The sequence below is a fragment of the Bacillus sp. MN7755 genome, assembly GCF_054771475.1.
In genome coordinates, this window is the sequence record NZ_BTRL01000037.1 from 1 (window position 1) to 21,447 (window position 21,447).

At 37.8% G+C, this 21,447-nt stretch carries 20 protein-coding genes and 12 tRNA genes; 2 read left to right on the forward strand and 30 right to left on the reverse strand.

Annotated elements, in window-relative coordinates:
* Nucleotides 1-23: 23 nt before the first annotated feature.
* The 13 genes from ACYVEC_RS29730 to ACYVEC_RS29790 form a co-directional block, all read right to left on the reverse strand.
* A tRNA-Gly gene (locus tag ACYVEC_RS29730) sits at nucleotides 24-94 on the reverse strand.
* Between the two features lies 1 nt (nucleotide 95).
* Nucleotides 96-172, reverse strand: a tRNA-Pro gene (locus ACYVEC_RS29735).
* Nucleotides 173-176: 4 nt separating this feature from the next.
* Nucleotides 177-253 (reverse strand) — tRNA-Arg (locus ACYVEC_RS29740).
* Between the two features lie 97 nt (nucleotides 254-350).
* Nucleotides 351-433, reverse strand: a tRNA-Leu gene (locus ACYVEC_RS29745).
* A gap of 16 nt (nucleotides 434-449) precedes the next feature.
* Nucleotides 450-522: transfer RNA gene (locus ACYVEC_RS29750), tRNA-Lys, on the reverse strand.
* A gap of 5 nt (nucleotides 523-527) precedes the next feature.
* Nucleotides 528-602 (reverse strand) — tRNA-Gln (locus ACYVEC_RS29755).
* A gap of 87 nt (nucleotides 603-689) precedes the next feature.
* A tRNA-Asp gene (locus ACYVEC_RS29760) sits at nucleotides 690-765 on the reverse strand.
* A 3-nt stretch (nucleotides 766-768) separates the two neighbouring features.
* Nucleotides 769-845, reverse strand: a tRNA-Met gene (locus ACYVEC_RS29765).
* 24 nt (nucleotides 846-869) lie between these two features.
* Nucleotides 870-945 (reverse strand) — tRNA-Val (locus ACYVEC_RS29770).
* Between the two features lie 4 nt (nucleotides 946-949).
* Nucleotides 950-1,024, reverse strand: a tRNA-Glu gene (locus ACYVEC_RS29775).
* Between the two features lie 8 nt (nucleotides 1,025-1,032).
* Nucleotides 1,033-1,123 (reverse strand) — tRNA-Ser (locus tag ACYVEC_RS29780).
* Between the two features lie 3 nt (nucleotides 1,124-1,126).
* Nucleotides 1,127-1,201: transfer RNA gene (locus ACYVEC_RS29785), tRNA-Asn, on the reverse strand.
* Nucleotides 1,202-1,315: 114 nt separating this feature from the next.
* A complete protein-coding gene (locus tag ACYVEC_RS29790; RefSeq protein WP_063224374.1) occupies nucleotides 1,316-1,774 on the reverse strand; it encodes a SprT family protein in 459 nt (152 codons plus the stop codon).
* A 195-nt stretch (nucleotides 1,775-1,969) separates the two neighbouring features.
* On the opposite strand from ACYVEC_RS29790, the gene cmpA reads away from it, so the two are divergent.
* Entirely contained in the window at nucleotides 1,970-2,086 is a 117-nt protein-coding gene (cmpA, locus tag ACYVEC_RS29795; protein ID WP_001143642.1) for a cortex morphogenetic protein CmpA, read from the forward strand.
* Between the two features lie 57 nt (nucleotides 2,087-2,143).
* Here cmpA and ACYVEC_RS29800 read toward each other — a convergent pair whose 3' ends face one another.
* The 6 genes from ACYVEC_RS29800 to acpS all read right to left on the reverse strand — a co-directional run bounded on the left by ACYVEC_RS29800 (nucleotide 2,144) and on the right by acpS (nucleotide 8,087).
* Nucleotides 2,144-4,312, reverse strand: a complete 2,169-nt coding sequence (locus ACYVEC_RS29800) for a Tex family protein (RefSeq protein ID WP_142332905.1) — start codon at nucleotides 4,310-4,312, stop codon at nucleotides 2,144-2,146.
* A 68-nt stretch (nucleotides 4,313-4,380) separates the two neighbouring features.
* Nucleotides 4,381-4,731: a type II toxin-antitoxin system endoribonuclease NdoA gene (gene ndoA, locus ACYVEC_RS29805; protein WP_000635963.1), complete on the reverse strand. Its 351-nt coding sequence runs from the start codon at nucleotides 4,729-4,731 to the stop codon at nucleotides 4,381-4,383.
* A gap of 4 nt (nucleotides 4,732-4,735) precedes the next feature.
* Nucleotides 4,736-5,023, reverse strand: a complete 288-nt coding sequence (locus ACYVEC_RS29810) for an antitoxin EndoAI (RefSeq protein ID WP_000004570.1) — start codon at nucleotides 5,021-5,023, stop codon at nucleotides 4,736-4,738.
* A gap of 309 nt (nucleotides 5,024-5,332) precedes the next feature.
* Nucleotides 5,333-6,502, reverse strand: a complete 1,170-nt coding sequence (alr, locus tag ACYVEC_RS29815; protein ID WP_063224376.1) for an alanine racemase — start codon at nucleotides 6,500-6,502, stop codon at nucleotides 5,333-5,335.
* Nucleotides 6,503-6,620: 118 nt separating this feature from the next.
* The gene (locus ACYVEC_RS29820) at nucleotides 6,621-7,571 is read right to left on the reverse strand and encodes a LolA family protein (RefSeq protein ID WP_063224389.1); all 951 of its coding nucleotides are present in this window, start codon (nucleotides 7,569-7,571) and stop codon (nucleotides 6,621-6,623) included.
* Between the two features lie 156 nt (nucleotides 7,572-7,727).
* A complete protein-coding gene (gene acpS, locus ACYVEC_RS29825; protein WP_063224377.1) occupies nucleotides 7,728-8,087 on the reverse strand; it encodes a holo-ACP synthase in 360 nt (119 codons plus the stop codon).
* A 91-nt stretch (nucleotides 8,088-8,178) separates the two neighbouring features.
* On the opposite strand from acpS, the gene ACYVEC_RS29830 reads away from it, so the two are divergent.
* A complete protein-coding gene (locus tag ACYVEC_RS29830) occupies nucleotides 8,179-8,751 on the forward strand; it encodes a rhomboid family intramembrane serine protease (RefSeq protein WP_063224378.1) in 573 nt (190 codons plus the stop codon).
* On the opposite strand, the gene uvsE is transcribed toward ACYVEC_RS29830, so the two are convergent.
* From uvsE to ACYVEC_RS29885, 11 genes are all read right to left on the reverse strand, one after another.
* Nucleotides 8,744-9,706, reverse strand: coding sequence for a UV DNA damage repair endonuclease UvsE (gene uvsE, locus ACYVEC_RS29835; protein WP_460509504.1), 963 nt, complete (start codon nucleotides 9,704-9,706; stop codon nucleotides 8,744-8,746). The two genes, ACYVEC_RS29830 and uvsE, sit on opposite strands and share 8 nt — an antisense overlap.
* Nucleotides 9,707-9,799: 93 nt before the next feature.
* Entirely contained in the window at nucleotides 9,800-11,383 is a 1,584-nt protein-coding gene (locus ACYVEC_RS29840; protein ID WP_060629286.1) for a DEAD/DEAH box helicase, read from the reverse strand.
* 305 nt (nucleotides 11,384-11,688) lie between these two features.
* Nucleotides 11,689-13,065, reverse strand: coding sequence for a UDP-N-acetylmuramoyl-tripeptide--D-alanyl-D-alanine ligase (murF, locus tag ACYVEC_RS29845; RefSeq protein WP_063224380.1), 1,377 nt, complete (start codon nucleotides 13,063-13,065; stop codon nucleotides 11,689-11,691).
* 60 nt (nucleotides 13,066-13,125) lie between these two features.
* A complete protein-coding gene (locus tag ACYVEC_RS29850; RefSeq protein ID WP_063224381.1) occupies nucleotides 13,126-14,211 on the reverse strand; it encodes a D-alanine--D-alanine ligase in 1,086 nt (361 codons plus the stop codon).
* A gap of 233 nt (nucleotides 14,212-14,444) precedes the next feature.
* Entirely contained in the window at nucleotides 14,445-15,716 is a 1,272-nt protein-coding gene (locus ACYVEC_RS29855; protein ID WP_063224382.1) for an MDR family MFS transporter, read from the reverse strand.
* A 108-nt stretch (nucleotides 15,717-15,824) separates the two neighbouring features.
* Nucleotides 15,825-17,240, reverse strand: coding sequence for an amino acid permease (locus tag ACYVEC_RS29860; RefSeq protein WP_063224383.1), 1,416 nt, complete (start codon nucleotides 17,238-17,240; stop codon nucleotides 15,825-15,827).
* A gap of 230 nt (nucleotides 17,241-17,470) precedes the next feature.
* Entirely contained in the window at nucleotides 17,471-18,643 is a 1,173-nt protein-coding gene (locus tag ACYVEC_RS29865; RefSeq protein ID WP_063224384.1) for a homogentisate 1,2-dioxygenase, read from the reverse strand.
* Nucleotides 18,609-19,565 (reverse strand): fumarylacetoacetate hydrolase family protein, encoded by a 957-nt coding sequence (locus ACYVEC_RS29870; RefSeq protein ID WP_063224385.1) that lies wholly within the window; start codon nucleotides 19,563-19,565, stop codon nucleotides 18,609-18,611. Before ACYVEC_RS29870 ends, ACYVEC_RS29865 begins: the two co-directional genes overlap by 35 nt.
* A 66-nt stretch (nucleotides 19,566-19,631) precedes the next feature.
* Nucleotides 19,632-20,750: a 4-hydroxyphenylpyruvate dioxygenase gene (gene hppD / locus ACYVEC_RS29875; protein WP_063224386.1), complete on the reverse strand. Its 1,119-nt coding sequence runs from the start codon at nucleotides 20,748-20,750 to the stop codon at nucleotides 19,632-19,634.
* Nucleotides 20,751-21,124: 374 nt separating this feature from the next.
* A complete protein-coding gene (locus ACYVEC_RS29880; protein WP_001083700.1) occupies nucleotides 21,125-21,235 on the reverse strand; it encodes a DUF3948 family protein in 111 nt (36 codons plus the stop codon).
* Between the two features lie 42 nt (nucleotides 21,236-21,277).
* A complete protein-coding gene (locus ACYVEC_RS29885; protein ID WP_219916885.1) occupies nucleotides 21,278-21,394 on the reverse strand; it encodes a DUF3948 family protein in 117 nt (38 codons plus the stop codon).
* Nucleotides 21,395-21,447 lie beyond the last annotated feature (53 nt).

Sequence of the window (21,447 nt, forward strand, 5' to 3'; positions counted from 1 at the left end):
CGTTCAGTTTTCAAAGAACTAAAAGCGGGTGAAGAGAATCGAACTCTCGACCAGAGCTTGGAAGGCTCTTGTTTTACCACTAAACTACACCCGCGTGGTCGGGAAGACAGGATTTGAACCTGCGACCCCCTGGTCCCAAACCAGGTGCTCTACCAAGCTGAGCCACTTCCCGTAATTGGCGCGCCCGAGAGGAGTCGAACCCCTAACCTCTTGATCCGTAGTCAAACGCTCTATCCAATTGAGCTACGGGCGCTTATTCATGATGTTTTTTCGTCGTTGTGTTTTGGCGACTCAATTATCTTATCATACTACATTTTCAAATGCAAGTACTTTTTTTAAGATTTTTTCGATGCGGCCGAGAGGACTTGAACCTCCACGGGATTTCTCCCACTAGGCCCTCAACCTAGCGCGTCTGCCGTTCCGCCACGACCGCGCGGAAAAAACAAAAGTGAGCCATGAAGGATTCGAACCTTCGACCCTCTGATTAAAAGTCAGATGCTCTACCAGCTGAGCTAATGGCTCGTAAATGGCTGGGCTAGCTGGATTCGAACCAGCGCATGACGGAGTCAAAGTCCGTTGCCTTACCGCTTGGCTATAGCCCATCAAAATATCCATCTTCTTTTCAAAGACAAATGTTATTGTACCATAATGTCCAATAAAAAACAACTGCCAAATAGCAGAAGTTAAAATGGCGGTCCCGACCGGGGTCGAACCGGCGATCTCCTGCGTGACAGGCAGGCATGTTAACCACTACACCACGGGACCATTTGGTTGCGGGGACAGGATTTGAACCTGCGACCTTCGGGTTATGAGCCCGACGAGCTACCGTGCTGCTCCACCCCGCGACAATACTATTCATATAATTTATATGGTGGAGGATGACGGGATCGAACCGCCGACCCCCTGCTTGTAAGGCAGGTGCTCTCCCAGCTGAGCTAATCCTCCGAAGTGGTGACCCGTACGGGATTCGAACCCGTGTTACCGCCGTGAAAGGGCGGTGTCTTAACCACTTGACCAACGGGCCAATATGTATGGCAGAGAAGAAGGGATTCGAACCCTCGCACCGCGTTCGCGATCTACTCCCTTAGCAGGGGAGCCCCTTGAGCCACTTGGGTACTTCTCTGTATGGCTCCGCAGGTAGGACTCGAACCTACGACCGATCGGTTAACAGCCGATAGCTCTACCACTGAGCTACTGCGGAATAATGAAGACAATTTGTATCTTATAAAATTTCTCATTGTAAGTCAAGATGTTTTTTCACAACATCTTGTACAAACGTGACATGTTTATAATATACTGGATTGCGTTTTCACTGTCAAGATATTTTCTTTATCAGAATTAGTTTCCCTTTACACTTTCCGCAGACATATCTTTTTGTATTAATTTGACGTCTTCTTACATATTGAAGCAAACACTCCATACATTCATACATATAAATCTTTTTTCCCTTCTCTTCATTCATCATTCGTTTACAAAAACGGGGTGCACCGACTTCTTTTAACAGTTCGCGAAAATCCCTATCTCGGTGCTTATATCCTCTTCCTGTAATATGTAAGTGATAATGACAAAGTTCATGTTTAACGATCCCGACTAATTCTTCTTCCCCATACATTTCGTAATATCGATAATTCAGTTCAATATTGTGACTCTTCAATAGATAACGTCCACCAGTTGTACGCAGCCTACTATTGAACATAGCTTTATGCAAGAATGGCATTCCGAAGTATTGTATCGATACTTCTTCCACCAACCGCTGTATTTCTTGCTCATCCATTTTCATTCCTCCTAAACAAAAAAATATTTTTACACTTTTCTCCTCTCTTATACATATATTAAATAGTACATATACCCATCCTCATTCAAGAAGCGTGGTTTCTAAAAACATAGCATGAATAGAAATCCACTCACCAACCTCTCATCAATAGTACCTTATATTTATGAGAGTAGGATTAAACAAGGAGGGATTCCTATGCCTACGTGGCTAAAAAAACAAATGCAACGCGCATATTTTGAAAAAAACCGGTATCAAATTAAATTACTAAATGAATGCTGGTTTTATTATAGCAAAATACATCAAAGCTCATAATCCATTACACTTTCTATTCCATAAAAAAAGAGCAGTTTTATCTGCTCTCTTCTCTTATTATTCAATTGGCAACATGGATAATGCGACACGACCTTTTTTCGTATCAATATCATCTACCCATACCTTTACAATTTGTCCGACAGATACAATATCTAACGGATGCTTCACATACTGTGTGCTTAATTTAGAAATATGCACTAAACCATCTTGCTTTACACCAACATCAACAAAAGCACCAAAATCAACAACGTTACGAACCGTTCCTTCCAGCTCCATACCACGTTTTAAATCTTCTAATTTCAAAATTCCTTTTTTCAGAAGTGGTTTAGGCAACTCATCCCTCATGTCTCGCTCTGGACTAATGAGTGCATCTATAATATCAACTAATGTCGGTTCCCCAATTCCCGTTTCTTGGGACAACTTAGAAATCTCTACTTCTTCTAAACTCTTTTGTAACTGAGGTTGTCCTACGTCATCTTTTGATAGTCCTAGACTCTTCAATAACAATTCAACATTTTTATATTGTTCTGGATGAATACCCGTTCGGTCTAACGGATTTGCCCCTTCTAATATACGTAAGAAACCTACGCATTGCTCATATGTCTTCGCACCTAGACGCGGTATTTTCTTTAAGTCTGTTCGTTTTGTAAATTTCCCCTCTTCTTCACGCTTTGCCACAATATTTTTCGCAACAGTTTTCGATAAACCCGAAACATATTGCAATAACGCAACTGAAGCCGTATTTACATTCACACCGACTTGGTTAACTGCCGTCTCTACTACAAATGTTAATGATTCATTCAATCTCTTTTGAGATACATCATGTTGGTATTGCCCAACCCCAACTGATTTAGGATCAATCTTCACAAGTTCAGCAAGTGGATCTTGCAGACGTCTTCCAATAGAAACAGCACTTCTTTCTTCAACCTGTAAATTCGGAAATTCCTCACGAGCTAAATCGGAAGCTGAATATACACTCGCACCAGCTTCGTTCACAATAATATAAAAGACTTCTCGTTTCACATTCTGTAATACATCAACTATAAATTCTTCCGTTTCTCTAGAAGCTGTACCATTCCCAATTGCAATCATTTCAACTTGATATTTATCTATAATAGAAAGAACTTTCGTTTTTGCATCTTCATATTTACGAACTGGTGGATGCGGATAAATAACATCAATATATAGAACTTTCCCCGTATCATCTACAACAGATAATTTACAACCCGTTCTATATGCAGGGTCTACAGCTAGCACTACTTTCCCTTTCATAGGAGGTTGTAATAATAAGTTACGCAAGTTCTCAGAGAAAATATGTATCGCTTGTTCCTCAGCTGTTTCTGTTAATTCTTTTCGGATTTCTCTTTCAATCGAGGATTGAATTAATCGCTTATAGCCATCTTCAATCGCTAACTGTACATAATGTGCACTTTTAGAATCATTATCACGAATGACCTTCTTATATAAGAAAGTTACTATCTCATCTACTGGCGGAACAACAGAAACTCTCAATATATCTTCTTTCTCACCACGATTCATCGCTAATACACGATGTGGCACTACTTTCTGTAAAGGCTCTTCATAGCTGTAATACATTTCATATATATTCTTTTCATCTTTCTCTTTATCTTTTACAGATGAAGACATAATTCCTTTTCGGAAAGTTGTATTGCGAATCCAACTACGATATGCCGCTTCATCCGAAACAATTTCTGCAATAATGTCTTGGGCACCTTGTAATGCTTCTTCTGCAGATTGCACTTCTTTCTCTGCATTAATAAACTCCATTGCCTTCTGATTTGGATCTTCTTTCTTATATAACAATAACCATTCAGCTAATGGCTCTAATCCTTTTTCTTTTGCAATCGTTGCTTTCGTTCTTCTCTTCTCTTTATATGGACGATATAAATCTTCTACTTCTTGCAACTTTGTAGCTTTCACAATTTGCTGACGTAATTCTCCTGTCAGTTTCCCCTTCTCATCAATAAGACGAAGAACCTCTTCTTTCCTATCTTCAAGCTGCATCATATATTGCCATCTCTCTAAAATTGTACGAATTTGCACTTCATCTAAAGAGCCTGTCCATTCTTTTCGGTAACGAGCAATAAATGGAACTGTGTTACCTTCTTCTGTTAATTGAATAACATGACGAACTTGCTTTTCGGTAAAGCCTAATTCCTTCACTAACATTTTCATTAACGCTTGTCGATTATCTACCATTTCCATATACAACCGTAACCTCCTCTATAATAAAAAAAAGTTGCCCTTCAAGGAGAGCAACTTAAACTGCCGATTTAAAAATCTATTAGTCCTAAACTAATTTGTAGCGCTTCATCTACACGAATCATCATCACTTCATCTAAGTGAGTGATTTTGTCCGTTAAGCGCTGCTTATCGATTGTTCGAATCTGCTCAAGTAAAATAACAGAATCTCTCTCAAAACCGTACTTTTTCGCATCAATTTCCACATGAGTGGGTAATTTCGCTTTTTGAATCTGTGCAGTAATAGCCGCTACAATCACCGTTGGACTAAAACGATTTCCGATGTCATTTTGAATGACAAGAACCGGACGAACGCCTCCTTGCTCAGAACCAACAACTGGGGAAAGGTCTGCAAAATACACGTCGCCGCGTTTTACAATCAAAATATTACCCCCCGCTAACTAAGCGTTCTACTGTATGAGCTGCTTCATACTCTGCTAAGAAAGCTTCAGATGCAATACCAAGATTAATTTTTCCCATTTCAATGTACCCACGTCGCATTGATTCATGTTGGTAGCGTTTCTTCGTCTTATGTTGACGCAATAACAGTTGTGTTGCCTGGCAAATTAGTTCATGGCGATTCTTATTCTCTTGTTTTCCAATTCCGTCCAATTCCGTTACCATTTGCTTTGGCAACCGAACCACGATTTCAGTAGTTACACTTGATTCGGACACAAAAATACACCTCCACCGTCAACTACACACCCAAATATATATGACACCTATTGTAATAATACCATTGTATGGAGCCTGTTGCAAAGACTTCCTTATTCCATGCTTATGTTTTCCAATTCACAAACAAAACATTCATATTCTTTTATTTTTTATCTCATCACAAACAAGAAACGGAAGAGTTTCTTAGCAAAATTCACGTTAAATTATGTTAAAAGTAATGATAAGTAAAAAGCTTCTCGTCAAAAAACGAACTTATTCTTAACCAATGAACAGTCCTCTCAAATGACAAGAAGCAGATTATACTACCTTCTATATATTGTTCAAATAATTGATTACTTCTACAACCTTACCGTGCCGTATAAATATTCTCGGCACCCGGAAGCTTATCGTTGCAATAATTTCATAATTAATAGTCCCGGAATATTCAGCAACCTCAGTAGCACTGATATACTCATCACCTTGTCTTCCAATGAGTGTAACTTTCGTACCAAGCGGCACTTCACAAGGAAGGTGTATCATGAATTGATCCATTGTTACTCGACCTACAATCGGTACCCTTTTACCATTTACAAGCACTTCAAATCCTTGTAATCTTCTAAGCCACCCATCTGCATATCCAATTGCAACGGTTGCAATCCATTCTTCGGTTTTCGTTCGGTACGTGACGTTATAACTAATCCCATCCCCTTTAATCACCTGTTTAATATGAGCAACCTTCGTATGCAGTGATAACGCCGGTTCTAATTTAAACGGTAAAAAGGGGCGTATTTCTACAGACGGGGATAACCCATACATCGCAATGCCAATTCGTACTGCATTAAATGTAATCCCTTGAAAACGTAGCGTTGCAGCACTATTAGCTGTATGGACAAACTTAGGATCCACTCCGAATTCTTTCAACCAACTTAACTGCTGCAAAAACGTGTTATATTGCTTATCAAAGTAAGAAGTCTCCACCTCATCTGCTGTTGCAAAATGTGTATAAACTCCTTCTAATTCTAAGAATGGTGCACCTTCTAAGCTCTTTAAAAATCCTTTTAATTCTTTGCGTTCGCGTATTCCAATTCTCCCCATACCACTATCGAAATTAATATGGTATTTCATCGTAGACGAACCATCCCAAAGTTTGATTGCTTCTTCCACCCATTCTTTTTGATAAACAGTTAACGCTACATCATTTTCAGCAGCTACATTGACATCACGAGGCGGGGAAGGACCTAATACTAAAATTGGCACAGTAATACCAGCCCTTCGAAGCACTAAAGCTTCATCTAGAAAGGCAACCGCTAACCTTGTCGCCCCTGCTTCTAATGCCGTTTTAGCTACCGGTACATAATCGTGTCCATATGCATTAGCCTTAACTACAGCAAAAATCTCTACATCACTTGGAATGAAATTTTTAATGTGTGTAATATTGTTATAGATCGCATCTAAATCCACTTCTACCCAAGTGTCACGGTAAAATGGTGCTTCTTCCATAAATACACTTCCTTATACACGATATGCGAAGCTTATTCTTTTATATGCTTCTTTTATGAAATCCACCCTTCAAACTCAGAAAAGACGTGGTGCACATATATCACCACGTCTAAGAAGTTTACTTCACCTGCTTCTCTGTAACTGAACGAGCAACCATTAATAGCTCCTTCGGCTCTAAACCTTTAGACACGAGCATATATTCTACTCCGTTATGCGACCACGTTAAAGAGTCTTTCGTCAACGCTCCAATCGTGAATCCAAGATCAACCAATTCTCCACTTACACTGATAGCTGACGACGCCTCTGCAACTTTTGCCTTTTCTTGTATTAAAGTAAAGGATTTCTTACTTCCAGTGTATGTGAGTATCGCACGCTTGCCACTGTCTGTCTTCAACTCTTTTTCGTCTTTCAAAGTCATACCTTGCGGCGTATCACGTGGATACAAAATAGCAAATGGTTTGTCTTCTTTTGCCGTTGTTTGAACATCTACTTGCGCTCTAGACATATTTTGTTTCGTATCAAATGCACCTTTATCAAATTTCGCATCGAATTTCACTTTAGAGAAATCTACCTTCACAAGAACATTTTGATCATTATCCATTAACTTCACTGAAACTGGTGTTAAATCACTTTTCTTCAATGTAATCTCTTGTCTCGGCAACATGTTTTGATGCTGATAGTTTGTTTTTGTTTTAAAAATATAATACTTATCTGTTTTTTCAAAAGTAAGGTTTTTCTTATCCTGCAAAATATCTCTCACAAGGGATTCATATAAATAAGCCTGGCTACTATTTTGCGGCCAATCACTTTGGAAACGGAAACTCTTATTAAGCGCTGGCGTTAATACAAATACACCTTCTTCATTTCTTAAAATAATTTGGCTCTGATCCTTTTTCGCATTCTGCAAATTCACACGATAAAAAGAAGGTTCCTTATGCCATATTTCTACCTTATACTCCTGAGGCTCATTCCCTGTTTTAATAGATAATTTTGCTTCAGCTTGATAACTTTTCATCCCTTTTACTTTCGCCTCTAAATCTCTCACAACATCATCTTGTTTCTTTTCCATACAACCGGCCAACACAAAAACGGTTAATAAACCGACAAGAACTAAAAACAGACGCCTTTTCATCACTTCAGCCCCTTTGCCCCTATAAATGAATGGAAGATGTGCCTTCCTTATCGCTACCTCAAATATATGAGACAAAGGTATAAAATATGCAGACTAGCTTGACGAGCTTTCTAAAACAACTTGAGCAACAGCAAATTCCTTACTATGACTAATTGATAAATGAACAATATGCTCTGTACTTGTAATAAGGATCGGTTTACCTCTATCATCATTTTTTACCTCGATATCTAAAAAACTCACTTCTTTCCCAATGCCAGTTCCTACTGCCTTTGAATACGCCTCTTTCGCTGCAAATCTTCCAGCTACAAACTCTGTAAGGCGACTTCCCTTCAGTTCCTTAGCGACATTCCGCTCACTTTCAGTTAAAATACGTTCCATAAATTTCAGCTTTCCATCTAGCATTTTTTCAATTCGATTTAATTCAATAATATCGATTCCAATCCCTACAATCATTTCAAACTCCCCTTCTTCTATTTAGCTTTCTTTTTTCATATTGTAAGAATAACAGAGAATCTTTCTGATGCAAAAGGAGTGATACTCAACCATGCTAATACCATCTGCCCGCATTTCCTTACAACCAATTGTCATCGCTTTACTTCTTATACAATTAATCATGATTATGTTAGCCGATTTTTTCCTCTTTCCTATGGCAGCCTATAATGAATATATCGCTAAAGGAGAATGGTGGCGTCTCATAACTTCTCTGCTTGTACATATAGACTTACAACATTTTCTTGCTAATAGTATTTGTTTATTCGTGCTTGGCTCTTCTATTGAAAAACAACTTGGGCACTTTTCTTTCATCATTATTTTTTTTCTTTCTGGTATTCTCGGAAATATTTCTACTTATCTTATTATGCCTCTTGAATATATTCATGCCGGGGCATCTGGCGGTATTTTCGGATTGCTAGGTGCACAATTATTTCTATTGTATAGTCGTTATCGTTCTTCCAATCCGAGAGACATTGCTATTTTTTCAATCATGATATGTATATTACTACTATTCACTTTCTTCAATCCCTCTGCTAATCCTATCAGCCATTTAACAGGATTGATCATTGGTGGTATTTGCACCCCTTTATTAACAAAAAAACTCGATGGTGCAGAGCTTATTTAATATAGAAGCTCGCACCATCGACAATTTCCACACCTGTTTGTTTACTTAAATCTCTCATGAGTTGAAATAAAGACTCATCTTTCTTCTTCGCCTCAATCATACAATCAATTTGCGGAACACTTCCCTCTATCCTTTTTAAAAAAGATAAAAAAGTATCTACATCAATAAAGTCTGCATGTGCTCTCGGGTCTTTTCCCTCTCTAGGACTAGAAATGTGCATTTTCACTGGTAACAAAGACGATTCCCACGTATGTACAACACGCGCCCAATCTTCATGCCAATCTTCTTGATTATTATTCATCATGTGGTGATGCAAATCAAACACGACTGGAATATCTAACTTCTCACCTAAATACAATGTTTCTTCTAAAGAAAAGGTCGTGTCATCATTTTCTAATATGACCATCTCTTGAATACCTCTCGGAACACTCGACCAATTTTCTATAAAACGTTCTAATGCAAGTTCCTTATCTTTATAACCTCCACCCACATGTAATACACACCTCTGTTTATGTTCAATCCCCATACCTTTTAATAATTTTTTATGCATCTGCAATGTCTTTACGGATTGTTTAAAAATACTCTCTTCAGGTGAATTCAGTACGACAAAATGATCTGGATGGAAATCAATTCGCATGTTCATACGAATTGCGTATTCACCTAGCACTTTTAAATTTTCTTTCAATGGACGAATGTAGTTCCAATCTAACAACTCCTCATGATTTGCTAAAGGAATCAACTTGGAACTAAGTCGAAAGAACGATATGTCATGTCCTTTATTATGCTTTAATAGTCGTAAACAGTTTTCCAAATTCGAATTAGCAATTCTTTCAAGTTTACGAATCGCTGCTTCCCGATCATCTATTTTTTGAAACTGCGCGTACGTCATCGTTTGAGATGGAGACGCATTCTTTAAATCTACACTCATCGCGACATACCCAAGTCTTACAAGCATGTAACACCTCTTTTCTACACAAGTTATTATGTAGTATGTACAATTAGAGAAATAAAAAAAGAGAATGCCGGTAAAGGGCATTCTCTTTTTTTATTAAGCTTGCGGACGGCTATGATGTTTTCTTTCCCCGCGTCCATTTGAAGATCCAGGGCGACCTTGACCTTCACCTTTACGACCACGGCTACCGCCATCACGATTGCGATCACGGTTACGGCCATCGCCACCGCCGCGTCCATCACGATTGCGATCACGGTTACGGCCATCGCCACCACCGCGTCCATCACGACTACGATTACGGTTACCATCACGGTATCCGCCTCCGTTGCCGCCGCGTTTTTTAGAACCGCCACCTCTTGAAACAACTGGTGGTTCTGATGTTAAAGCGATTGGAGTTGTATCCGGCTCTTTTGTCATCATTTTTAAAGCAGCAGCTACTACTGTTACAGAATCATTCTCTTCTAACATTTCTTCTGCAATACGCTTGTAGTATGCTAAGTTCTCATTTTGGATTGTGCTTTGAAGCTTTTCAGCGATTAAACGTTGTTGACCTTCTAATGCCTCGTCAAGTGTCGGTGCTTCCATACGGTCAACTTTACGTTTTGTTGTACGCTCGATATTTTTTAATTGTCCTGATTCACGTGGTGTTACAAATAACATTGCAATACCTTTTTTACCTGCACGGCCAGTACGACCGATACGGTGAACGTATGATTCTGGATCTTGTGGGATATCGAAGTTGTATACGTGTGTTACGCCTGAAATATCAAGACCACGTGCAGCAACGTCTGTTGCAACAAGAACTTCAATAGCACCTTCTTTAAATTTACGTAATACAGACATACGTTTCGCCTGTGTTAAGTCACCATGAATACCTTCTGCTGCATAACCACGTAAATTTAATGCTTCTGATAATTCATCGACACGACGCTTTGTACGACCGAATACGATTGCAAGCTCTGGAGATTGAATATCTAGTAAGCGTGTTAACACGTCAAACTTTTTCTTTTCTTGCACTTCTAAATAGAACTGCTGAATGTTTGGCATTGTTACTTCTTTTGCTTTTACTTTAATGTGTTGAGGCTCAGTCATGAAACGCTCAGCAATACGACGGATTGGATCTGGCATTGTCGCTGAGAATAATAATGTTTGATGTGTTTCTGGCACATCTGTTAAAATCGCTTCAATATCTTCAATGAAGCCCATGTTTAACATTTCATCCGCTTCATCAAGAACAACAGTCTCAACGTTTTGTAAACGAAGTGTTTTACGGTTAATATGATCTAAAATACGACCCGGCGTACCAACAATAATGTGTGGGTGTTTTTTTAGAGCACGAATTTGGCGGTTAATATCTTGACCACCATAAATTGGTAGAATACGAACACGTTTATGTTTACCAATTTTGTATAGCTCTTCTCCAACCTGAATTGCTAATTCACGCGTTGGCGCGATAACAATACCTTGAACTGCTTCTTTATTTGTATCCACTTTATCTAATAGTGGTAATCCGAATGCTGCTGTTTTCCCTGTACCTGTTTGTGCTTGCCCAATAATATCTTTACCTTGCAATGCATGTGGAATTGTTTCAGCTTGAATCGGCGTAGCCTCTTCAAAGCCCATGCTTTCAACAGATTGCAGTAAAGACTCACTTAATCCTAATTCTCGAAATGTTGTCAATGTTACTTCTCCTTTTCTATCCTATACTTATCATTTAAAAAAAGGCGTTTTCCGAATTTGCGGAAAAGCCCTTTTCCTGAATGCTCACGTATATAAACGGGCGTATATTCTTCGCGAAAATACTTCTAAACGTTATTACACTTTATCAATTATAAGTTTTGTATGTGTAAAAAGCAAACCCAACTGTTACCTTATTTTCATATTCAGAGTTTTTTTCTTCACTTTTATTTTTTTATATTTACTGTAAGCGCTTATTATAAGTTTCTTCTATTTTCGTGGCTATCATCCCTGTTTATATACACCAATTATTTCAACATCGTAATTACTTCTTCTAATTTCATACCACGAGATGCTTTTACTAATACAACATCTTTCGCATCGACTACTGTTTGCAACTCTTTTACTAACTCTTCTTTATTATCATACGCCTTTACACATTCATTAGGGAAATTAATTTTCGCTCCTTCAGCAATTTGAGCCCCTAATTTACCATATGTGAATACGTATGAAACCTTTGCTGGATCGATTAATTTACCTACTTCATAATGAAACTGTACTTCTTGATCTCCAAGCTCTAACATATCACCTAGCACGACAATTTTTTTAGCAAATCCATCTAAACCATTCATTAGGTGGAATGCTGCTTCCATGGCTGTCGGACTTGCATTGTAAGCATCATTGATAATTGTTAATCCACTATCTGTTTTTACAATTTCCATACGCATACCTGTCATTTGAAGTGTGACTAAACCTTGTTTCATTTCTTCCCACGTTACACCAAAATGTTTCGCAATTGCCATTGAAGCAAGTGTGTTATACACATTGTGTTTTCCCAACACCGGTAAGTAGAATGAAATATTTTTGTCTCTATTCATCTTAAAATGGGTCCCGGTCGCCTGTAATGTTACAGTTGTTGGATAATAATCATTTGCTCTAGCATCACCAAACGTAACTGTTTCAGCTATTAAATTCATTTCAGGAACACGATTTGTCAATAATGGCTCATCTCCGTTATATACGAACACTCCACCTTCTTGTAATCCTGTCACAATTTCTAATTTTGCTTCAGCAATCGCCTCACGAGAGCCTAAGTCCATTAAGTGTGCCTCACCAATGTTTGTAATGATAGCTGCATTTGGACGAGCTAACTTAGATAAGAATTCAATTTCCCCTCGGCTTGACATACCCATTTCTAATACAGCTACTTCTGTATTTTCTTCTAAGTTTAAAATAGTAAGAGGTAACCCGATATGGTTATTGAAGTTTCCTTCTGTTTTTTGAACTTTGAATTTAGTTGCAAGAAGACTTGTTACAATATCTTTTGTAGATGTTTTACCGTTACTACCTGTCACACCAACAACTTTAACATCCAATTGATCGCGATAGCTTTTCGCTAACAATTGTAATGCCGATAGCGTGTCTTCTACAAGAATAACTGGAAGATTCTCAGGTGGATTTGCTACATCTTTCATCCACAATGTAGCAACAGCTCCATTTTCAACAGCTTTATCTACAAAAGCATGTCCATCGAAACGTTCACCTTGAATCGGAACATATAGGTTTCCTTTTTCGATTTTTCTTGTATCAATAGACACTCCTTGTATAGTAATTCCCTCATATCGCTCTGCTAATCCCGTACCATTTACCATCTGTTCTACTTGTTTTAACGTTCGATTTATCATAAAAACACTCCTTACATAGAGGAAGCACTATTCCTGCGAATAGTGCCTCCTCCTTTTTTGTTAGATTGTATATTTAATTTTTTGTTTTTCTTCGTGACGCTCAATCGCTAAACCGATTAGCTCTTCAATTAATTCCGGATACGGTAATCCAGTATGTTGCCATAGTAGAGGGAACATACTAAACGGCGTAAATCCTGGCATTGTATTTACTTCGTTAATGTATACTTCTCCACCTTTCGTTAAGAAGAAATCAGCTCGTGTTAATCCAGCACCATCTAACGATTGGAACGCAATAATCGCATCTCGCTTAATAACATTAGACTCTTCTTCTGTCATTTCAGCTGGAATAATTAACGCTGTATCGCCATCAATATATTTCGACTTATAATCATAGAAGTCTTTTTTCGGTACGATTTCACCTACAACTGAACATTTCGGTTCATCATTACCTAGTACACCCACTTCTACTTCACGTCCAACAATATTCTCTTCTACAATAATTTTACGGTCAAATTGGAATGCCTCTTCAAATGCATTCTCAAGCTCTTCACGATTTTTACACTTATTAATACCAACACTTGAACCAAGGTTTGCTGGTTTTACGAAGCAAGGATATCCTAATACTTCTTCTACTTTTTCATATGCTGTTTCACGATCTTTTTCCCATGCGCTACGAATGAATGATGCATATTTTGCTTGTTTCAATCCAGCCTCTGCAAAGATGTTTTTCATAACAACTTTATCCATACCTGCAGCAGATGCTAGAACACCATTTCCTACATAAGGAATGTTCATTAATTCTAATAATCCTTGAACCGTTCCATCTTCACCATTCGGTCCATGCAGTAATGGGAATATAACGTCGATAGCATTTTCCTCAGAAGCTGCAGATGGAATAATTTCTGTACTTAATGATAACGGAGAAATCGCATTTTCTGCACCGCTCATTTTTAGAACTTCAACATCTGTTACTTCACCTTCAATACGCTCACCGCGTACCCATTGACCTTGTTCTGTAATATAAATTGGATGAATCTCGAATTTATCTTGATTTAATGCTTTAATAGCAGCAAGAGCCGTTTGTAGCGAAACTTGATGCTCAGCTGATTTTCCACCGTATAATAAACCTAATTTAATTTTTGTCACTGAAATCACCCTAACCAATTGTTTTCATTTTTCTATTTTAGCACTTTTTATAAAAATAGGTAGTTCCTATTTGAAATAAAATGTAACTTCCACAAATAATTAAATGACACCACTTATTGGTTTTCTATACTTTTTCCACTTATCTTTTTTCATAAATATATAAAATTGCAACCCAATTTAGTTATGTACCTAAAATATGTAGAAATCCCCTTTTCGTGTATATCATCTACTCGTTAAGAAGATTGTTTGGTTAGTGTGCTTTTTTGCCTTTGTTCAACGAGACGATCTAAAGAAACATATACAACACCTGCAATTACACATCCTACAGCTAAAATTGTAAAGAGAAGGTGCCCAAGTAATCGATCTAGCAAAAAACCTCCAAGAAGTGGACCGAATGCACTTCCTGTAATCCACTGTAAACTTGCAGCTCCCATATAAGTCCCTCTCAAATGCTCAGGGGCCAAATTCGCTACAAACGTCATCTGTACAGGCGACATGATCATCTCACCTAGTGTATATATGGCATAAACGAACATTAATGTAATTAAAATAACTGTAGCATTTATATCGAATTCTCCAAACCACTTCGGTAACCATCCTATAAAGAATAAACCAATCCCGAACAAACATGCACCATATAACATCGTCTTTCCGACAGGTTTATCTGTGGCCCATTTTGAAATTTGAAATTGGAACAACACAACTAATAGTCCATTTAAAGCCATTAAATACGGATATGGATTGTTAGTTCCAAAAATACCTTTCATTTCATTATCAAAGTGCAGTGGCAACATACCTTCTGTTTGAGAAAATCCCATCGAAATAATAATACCCGCTAATAAATAAATCATTAGTGCCTTATCTCGCAATACAATTTTCCACACTGCTCCTGGTTCCTTTTCTTTATTCTCTTCGTTATTCGTGCTCTTCGGCATTGTCTCTTGAATAAGAATAAATACTAGTAATGCATAAAACAACATCGTAGAAGAAGCAATAATAAACACAAGGTTCTTCGACAACACAACTACTGAAGCACCCATTATCGGGCCAATTGCAGCACCTATATTGTGCCCCATTCGTAATAAACCATATGCTTCAGTTCTTTTTTCTGGCGTTGTTACATCCGCAACCATTGCTGATGCAGCTGGATGAAATAAAGAATTACTTAATCCTAAAAAAATAGATAAAATCGCATATGGAATAAATCCTTCTATAAATAGAAAACCGAGCATTAATAACGCATTACTCGCCATCGAAAATATCATAATTGGCTTTCTTCCATATTTATCAGCAATTCTTCCTCCTATAATTGCTCCAAAGCTTGCAGCAATTGGAGAAAGCGCCATAATCACTCCGACCTGCAATAACGAATCTACCTTATCTTTTAAATATAATGCAAAAAAAGGCATCAACATCATCATCGCAATTCCATTTAACGTCTCTCCAATAAATCGAATCCATACGTTACGGTCCATCTCCCTTAACTCACGCCACGTATTTTTCATCATTTCACCCCTTTCGTTTGCCAACAATTATCTTATAACTAATTCAGAAAAATGTAAATTTTCAAATAAAAAAATCCATTCTAAAAGAATTAGAATGGATTTCCCTACTTATAGATTTGCTGCATCTTCTTCTTCTTTACTATTATTTAAAGCACTATGTTTACGGCTATATAAAAAGTAAACCGCAATACCAATAACCATCCATATCCCAAAACTAATCCAAGCCGTTCCGGATAATTGAAGCATTAAGTATAAACAAAAAATTACTGTTAACGCTGGTAAAAATGGTACAAGCGGCGCCTTAAATGCCCTCGGTAAGTCCGGATGAGTTCTTCTCATTACAATTACAGCAACAGCTACGAGTGCAAATGCTGACAATGTCCCCATATTTACAAGATGTGCTAATACATTTAAATCTATTAATCCTGAAATCAGTGCCGCAATAATTCCCGTTGTCCACGTATTTAAAAATGGTGTTTTAAATTTCGGGTGAACTTTAGCAAGACGTTTCGGCAATAATCCATCTCTACTCATTGCATACGAAACACGTACTTGCCCATACATCATAACTAGCATTACAGTTGTAATTCCTGTAATTGCTCCTACTGAAATTACTCCCGCTAAACCATCTTGTCCAATAAATTGAAGTGCAAAAGCAACTGGATCTGATATATTTAGCTGTCCGTATGGAACAATTCCTGTCAAAATAAGCGAAACGACAATATAAAGAACCGTACAAATTAATAAAGATGCAATAATGCCAATTGGTAAATCACGTTGTGGGCGTTTCACTTCTTCTGCTGCCGTCGAAACTGCATCAAACCCTATGAAGGCAAAGAACACTGTAGCAGCTCCAGCCATTACACCATCTAAACCAAACGGCATAAAAGGCGTCCAGTTTTCAGGTTTCACATAATTAAAACCAGCGAAGATAAAAATAAGAACAACCGCTATTTTAATAAATACCATAATATTATTTACACGTGCACTTTCACGAACACCTCTAGATAAAAGAACAGTCATCACTAAAATGATTAGAACCGCAGGTAAATCAATTATTCCACCCTTTCCTGTACCAGGGGCCGAGGAGAGAATGGTAGGAATATGGATTCCAAATCCCTTTAATAACGATTGGAAATAAGCGGACCAACCGTTTGCCACAGCTGAGGTAGCAAGTAAATACTCAAGCATTAAGTCCCATCCAATTAAAAATGCGAATACTTCTCCCATCGTCGCATATGTGTACGTATACACACTGCCTGAGACAGGAACTGAAGAAGCGAATTCAGCATAACAAAATGCAGCAAAGGCACAAGCTAACGCAGCTATCGCAAACGATAATATAATAGCTGGTCCAGAATGTTTCGCCGCTACCACGCCCGTTAGAACAAAAATACCCGTTCCAACAATTGCCCCGATTCCAAGCATCGTTAAATCTAGCGCGCCCAATGTTCTTGCTAACGTCTTTTGTTTACTCTCTTGCATTAACTTTGCAATAGGCTTCTTTTGAAAAATTTGCTTCATAGCATGCTCCTCCAAGTTTTAAATTTTCTGAAAATTTTTAATTCGCTTTTTCATTTTACTCATAGTACTTTTCACAGTCAATACTTTTGTCGAAATAAGTAGAAATTCTTATGAATACGCGCTATCCTTATCATTCTTTCTATATATCTTTCTATAGTTCTTTTTGGTATTATTATACATGTCGATTCCATAAAAGAGGCATGCTCCGTTATTGCGCATGCCTCTTTTTCCTATTTCACAGTATATGAACCCTCTTCAATCCAGCTATACATATATTTTTCATCTTCTGTTTCATGTGCTTGTTTTACAATACGAAGTGGACGGAATGTATCTATCATAACAGCTAATTCAAGCGTTTCTTTTTTCCCTATGCTTGCCTCTGTTTTCCCAGGGTGTGGCCCATGAGGAATGCCGCTCGGATGAAGTGTAATAGAACCTTCTTCCACACCTTTCCGGCTCATAAAGTTTCCTTCTACGTAGTACAGTACTTCATCACTATTCACGTTACTATGATAATATGGTGCCGGAATAGATTCTGGATGATAGTCGTATAAACGTGGTACGAAAGAGCAAATAACGAAATTGTGACCCTCGAATGTTTGATGTACTGGAGGTGGCTGATGAATACGACCTGTGATTGGTTCGAAGTCCTCCACATTAAAGACCCACGGATATAAATAGCCATCCCAACCAACAACATCTAACGGATGGTGTCCTAAGACATGTTTATGCATATACCCTCGTGACTTTGTCATTACGACAAACTCACCTTTTTCATCATACGTCTCTAATTTTTCAGGGCCACGAATATCTCTCTCACAAAACGGGCTATGCTCTAACAATTGTCCATATTCATTACGATAGCGACGCGGTGTTGTAATTTGACTATTTGCTTCTACAACAAGAAACTTAGTCTCTCCTTCATCTGGAATAACACGATAAATCGTTCCAATTGGAATCGTTACATAATCACCTTTTCGATAGTGAATCGTTCCGAACATTGTTTCAATTTTCCCTGTTCCGTAATGAACAAATAACATTTCATCGCCATCACCATTACGGTAGAAATAGTCCATTTTTTCTGTTGGAGTCACTACTCCAATTAATAAATCCTCATTCCCAAGCATAAAGTTTCTTCCGCTTACTGCATCGCCAGTTTTTTTATTTTCTTTCGTGCGGAAGTGGCGATGTGAAAGAGCAACATCCTCTTCATACTGCAACTGACAAGAATGAGATAATGCTGTATGCCCTACTTCCGTTGGCATATAATGATGATACAAAATAGACTGCGTACCAGAAAAACCTTTTGTTCCCATTACCTGTTCACGATAAAGTGATCCATCTTTTTTACGGAATTGTACATGTCGTTTATGAGGTAGCTCCCCCATGTGACGATAAAACATGCCCATCACCTGCTTCCATTTCTTTTTTGACCGTATTACGTAATGTACCTAAACCAGTAATCGTAAGTTCTACAACATCTCCATCTTGCAGCCACTCTTCCGTACCTAGTTCTAAAATACATCCTGTTCCTACTGTCCCAGAACCAATCACATCACCTGGATATAACGTAACGTCTTCCGAAGCACGTTCAATCATTTCAGCAAATGTATAGTAAATATCTTGGAAGTTCCCCTTCGATAATAACTTTCCATTTACATGAGCAGTCATCTCTAACTCATAACGATCACCGTTACGATAAACATCTAATTCCTCTTTCGTAACGAGGTGCGCTCCTAATGAAGTTGCAAAATCCTTCCCTTTTGCTGGACCAAGTCCTACCTTCATTTCTGTTGCTTGTAAGTCCCTTGCACTCCAGTCATTCATAATACAATAACCAAAAATATATTCCTCTGCTTGCTCACGAGAAATATTTCTTCCTTCTTTCCCAATTACGCAAGCAATCTCTAACTCATAATCCAGTTTTTTAGATTTCTTCGGGCCAATTACAAAAGCATCTGGACCAATTACAGCACGGTGGTTCGTAAAATAAAAAACCGGAATATCATACCATTCAGGTACAACATCTAGCCCTCTTCGGCCGCGTGCCGTTTTTACATGCTGTTCAAACGCGTAAAAATCCCGAATACTACTCGGATTAGGAATTGCCGCCACTAATTGTACTTCCTCTAAGGAATATATACCCTTTTCCGGATTCTTAATATTATGCAATACTTCTACATACTCATCCACTTTCTCTAAAAAGGCGAACATAGAAGAAGGTAATTTTCCACCACTAGCAAGATTCATATCGATTACTTTGTCACCTTCAAGCCATCCAGCTCGCATTTCTTTTGAAGGAAGACGAAATGTAACAAATTTCATCATGATTCCTCCCTATGAAAATGAAATTTCCACCAGCAAAAGAATTCCTGCTGGTGGATATAAATTTTATAAATTTCCGCGACGCTCTTGTTCTCTTTCAATTGATTCAAATAACGCTTTAAAGTTTCCTTCACCAAATCCACGAGAACCTTTACGTTGAATGATTTCAATAAATAGAGTCGGGCGATCTACAATTGGTTTCGTAAAGATTTGTAGTAAGTAGCCTTCATCATCGCGATCTACTAAGATCTTTAATTCTTTTAACTTATCAATTTCTTCATCAATTTTTCCAACTCGTGCAGTTAACTCATCATAATAAGTATCTGGTGTATCTAAAAACTCCACACCATTTGCACGAAGCGATTCTACTGTTTTAACAATGTCATTTGTTAGTAAAGCAAGATGCTGTACACCTGCTCCATTATAGAATTCTAGATATTCTTGAATTTGTGATTTTCGCTTTCCATCAGCTGGTTCGTTAATAGGGAACTTAATACGACTTCCGTTTGTCATAACCTTCGACATTAATGCTGAATACTCTGTACTGATATCATCATCATCAAAATGGATCATTTGTTTAAAGCCCATAACGTTCTCGTAATAACTAACCCACTCTTCCATCTTTTCAACATTACCAACTACATGGTCTACAGCAATTAAACCTGACTCTTCAAATGGAATATCAAACTCAGCCTTTTGGAATCCTGGCATAAATGTTCCTTTATAATTTTTACGCTCTACAAGCGTGTGAATTGTATCACCATACGTACCAATAACTGCTTTTTTCAATGTACCGTTCTCGTCTGTTAACTCTACAGGCGGAGCAATTGCGACGGCACCACGTTTCACCGCTTCCGAGTACGCTTTATCAACATCGTCAACAAGTAATGCCACATCTTTCACGCCATCACCATGAGTCTTTACAAACTCTGCGATACGATTATCGCTACTTAAAGCTCCAGACACAACAAAACGCATATTCTTTTGCACAAGAACATAAGATACCTTCTCACGGTTACCAGTTTCTAATCCAGAGTAGGCCACAATTTTGAATCCGAATGCTCTCGCAAGGTAATAACTTGATTGCTTTGCATTTCCTACGTAAAATTCCAAATGGTCTACATCACGTACTGGAAAAAAGTCCTCCATTTGTGCAGCTAGCGTATCCATAGATTTTTGTTTCATAAAATCCTCATCCCCCTGTAAATAGATTAAATGGTCCATACTTAAAACCAACCGAAAACGCTTCCAACATCGATTAATAAAAATTAGTTAGCAAGCTAACAAATTCTGACCTTTAAAATTTTCTATCTTTTCTGTCAAATTCCTCTTTTTTTCTTACATATAAAATTCGACTTTTTTCTCTTTGAAATAAAGGGAGATTTTAATCAACGAAGGGTTAATTATTAAACTTCACCAATTGAGCGTTTACGCGATAAAGGAAGACTATTAATGTTTTGGAGAGATATATAGGAGAAAACAAAAAAGACCCCAACATATTAACTACTTACTAATATGCTAGAGTCTTTATTTTTTTTGAATGATTGTATTTATATGTCTCATACTAATACATTTGCAAGGAATAGAATAAATGATGTTAATACTACCGCTCCACCTAACGATCCTAATAAATCTGTTTTTGTTACTTGTAACACTTGTTCACTGTTCATATTCCTCATTCTCCTTTCATTTTGTAGGATTTAAAACTTCTATTACACTAATACACTTGATAGAAATACGATTAACGCTGTTAATACTACTGCTCCACTTGCTGATCCTACGAAGTCACCTTTTGTTACTTGTAATACTTGCTCTTTCATTTTTTTCATTCTCCCTTCATTTGTTTTTTGTTACAAAACTCCTATTATACTAATACGCTTGA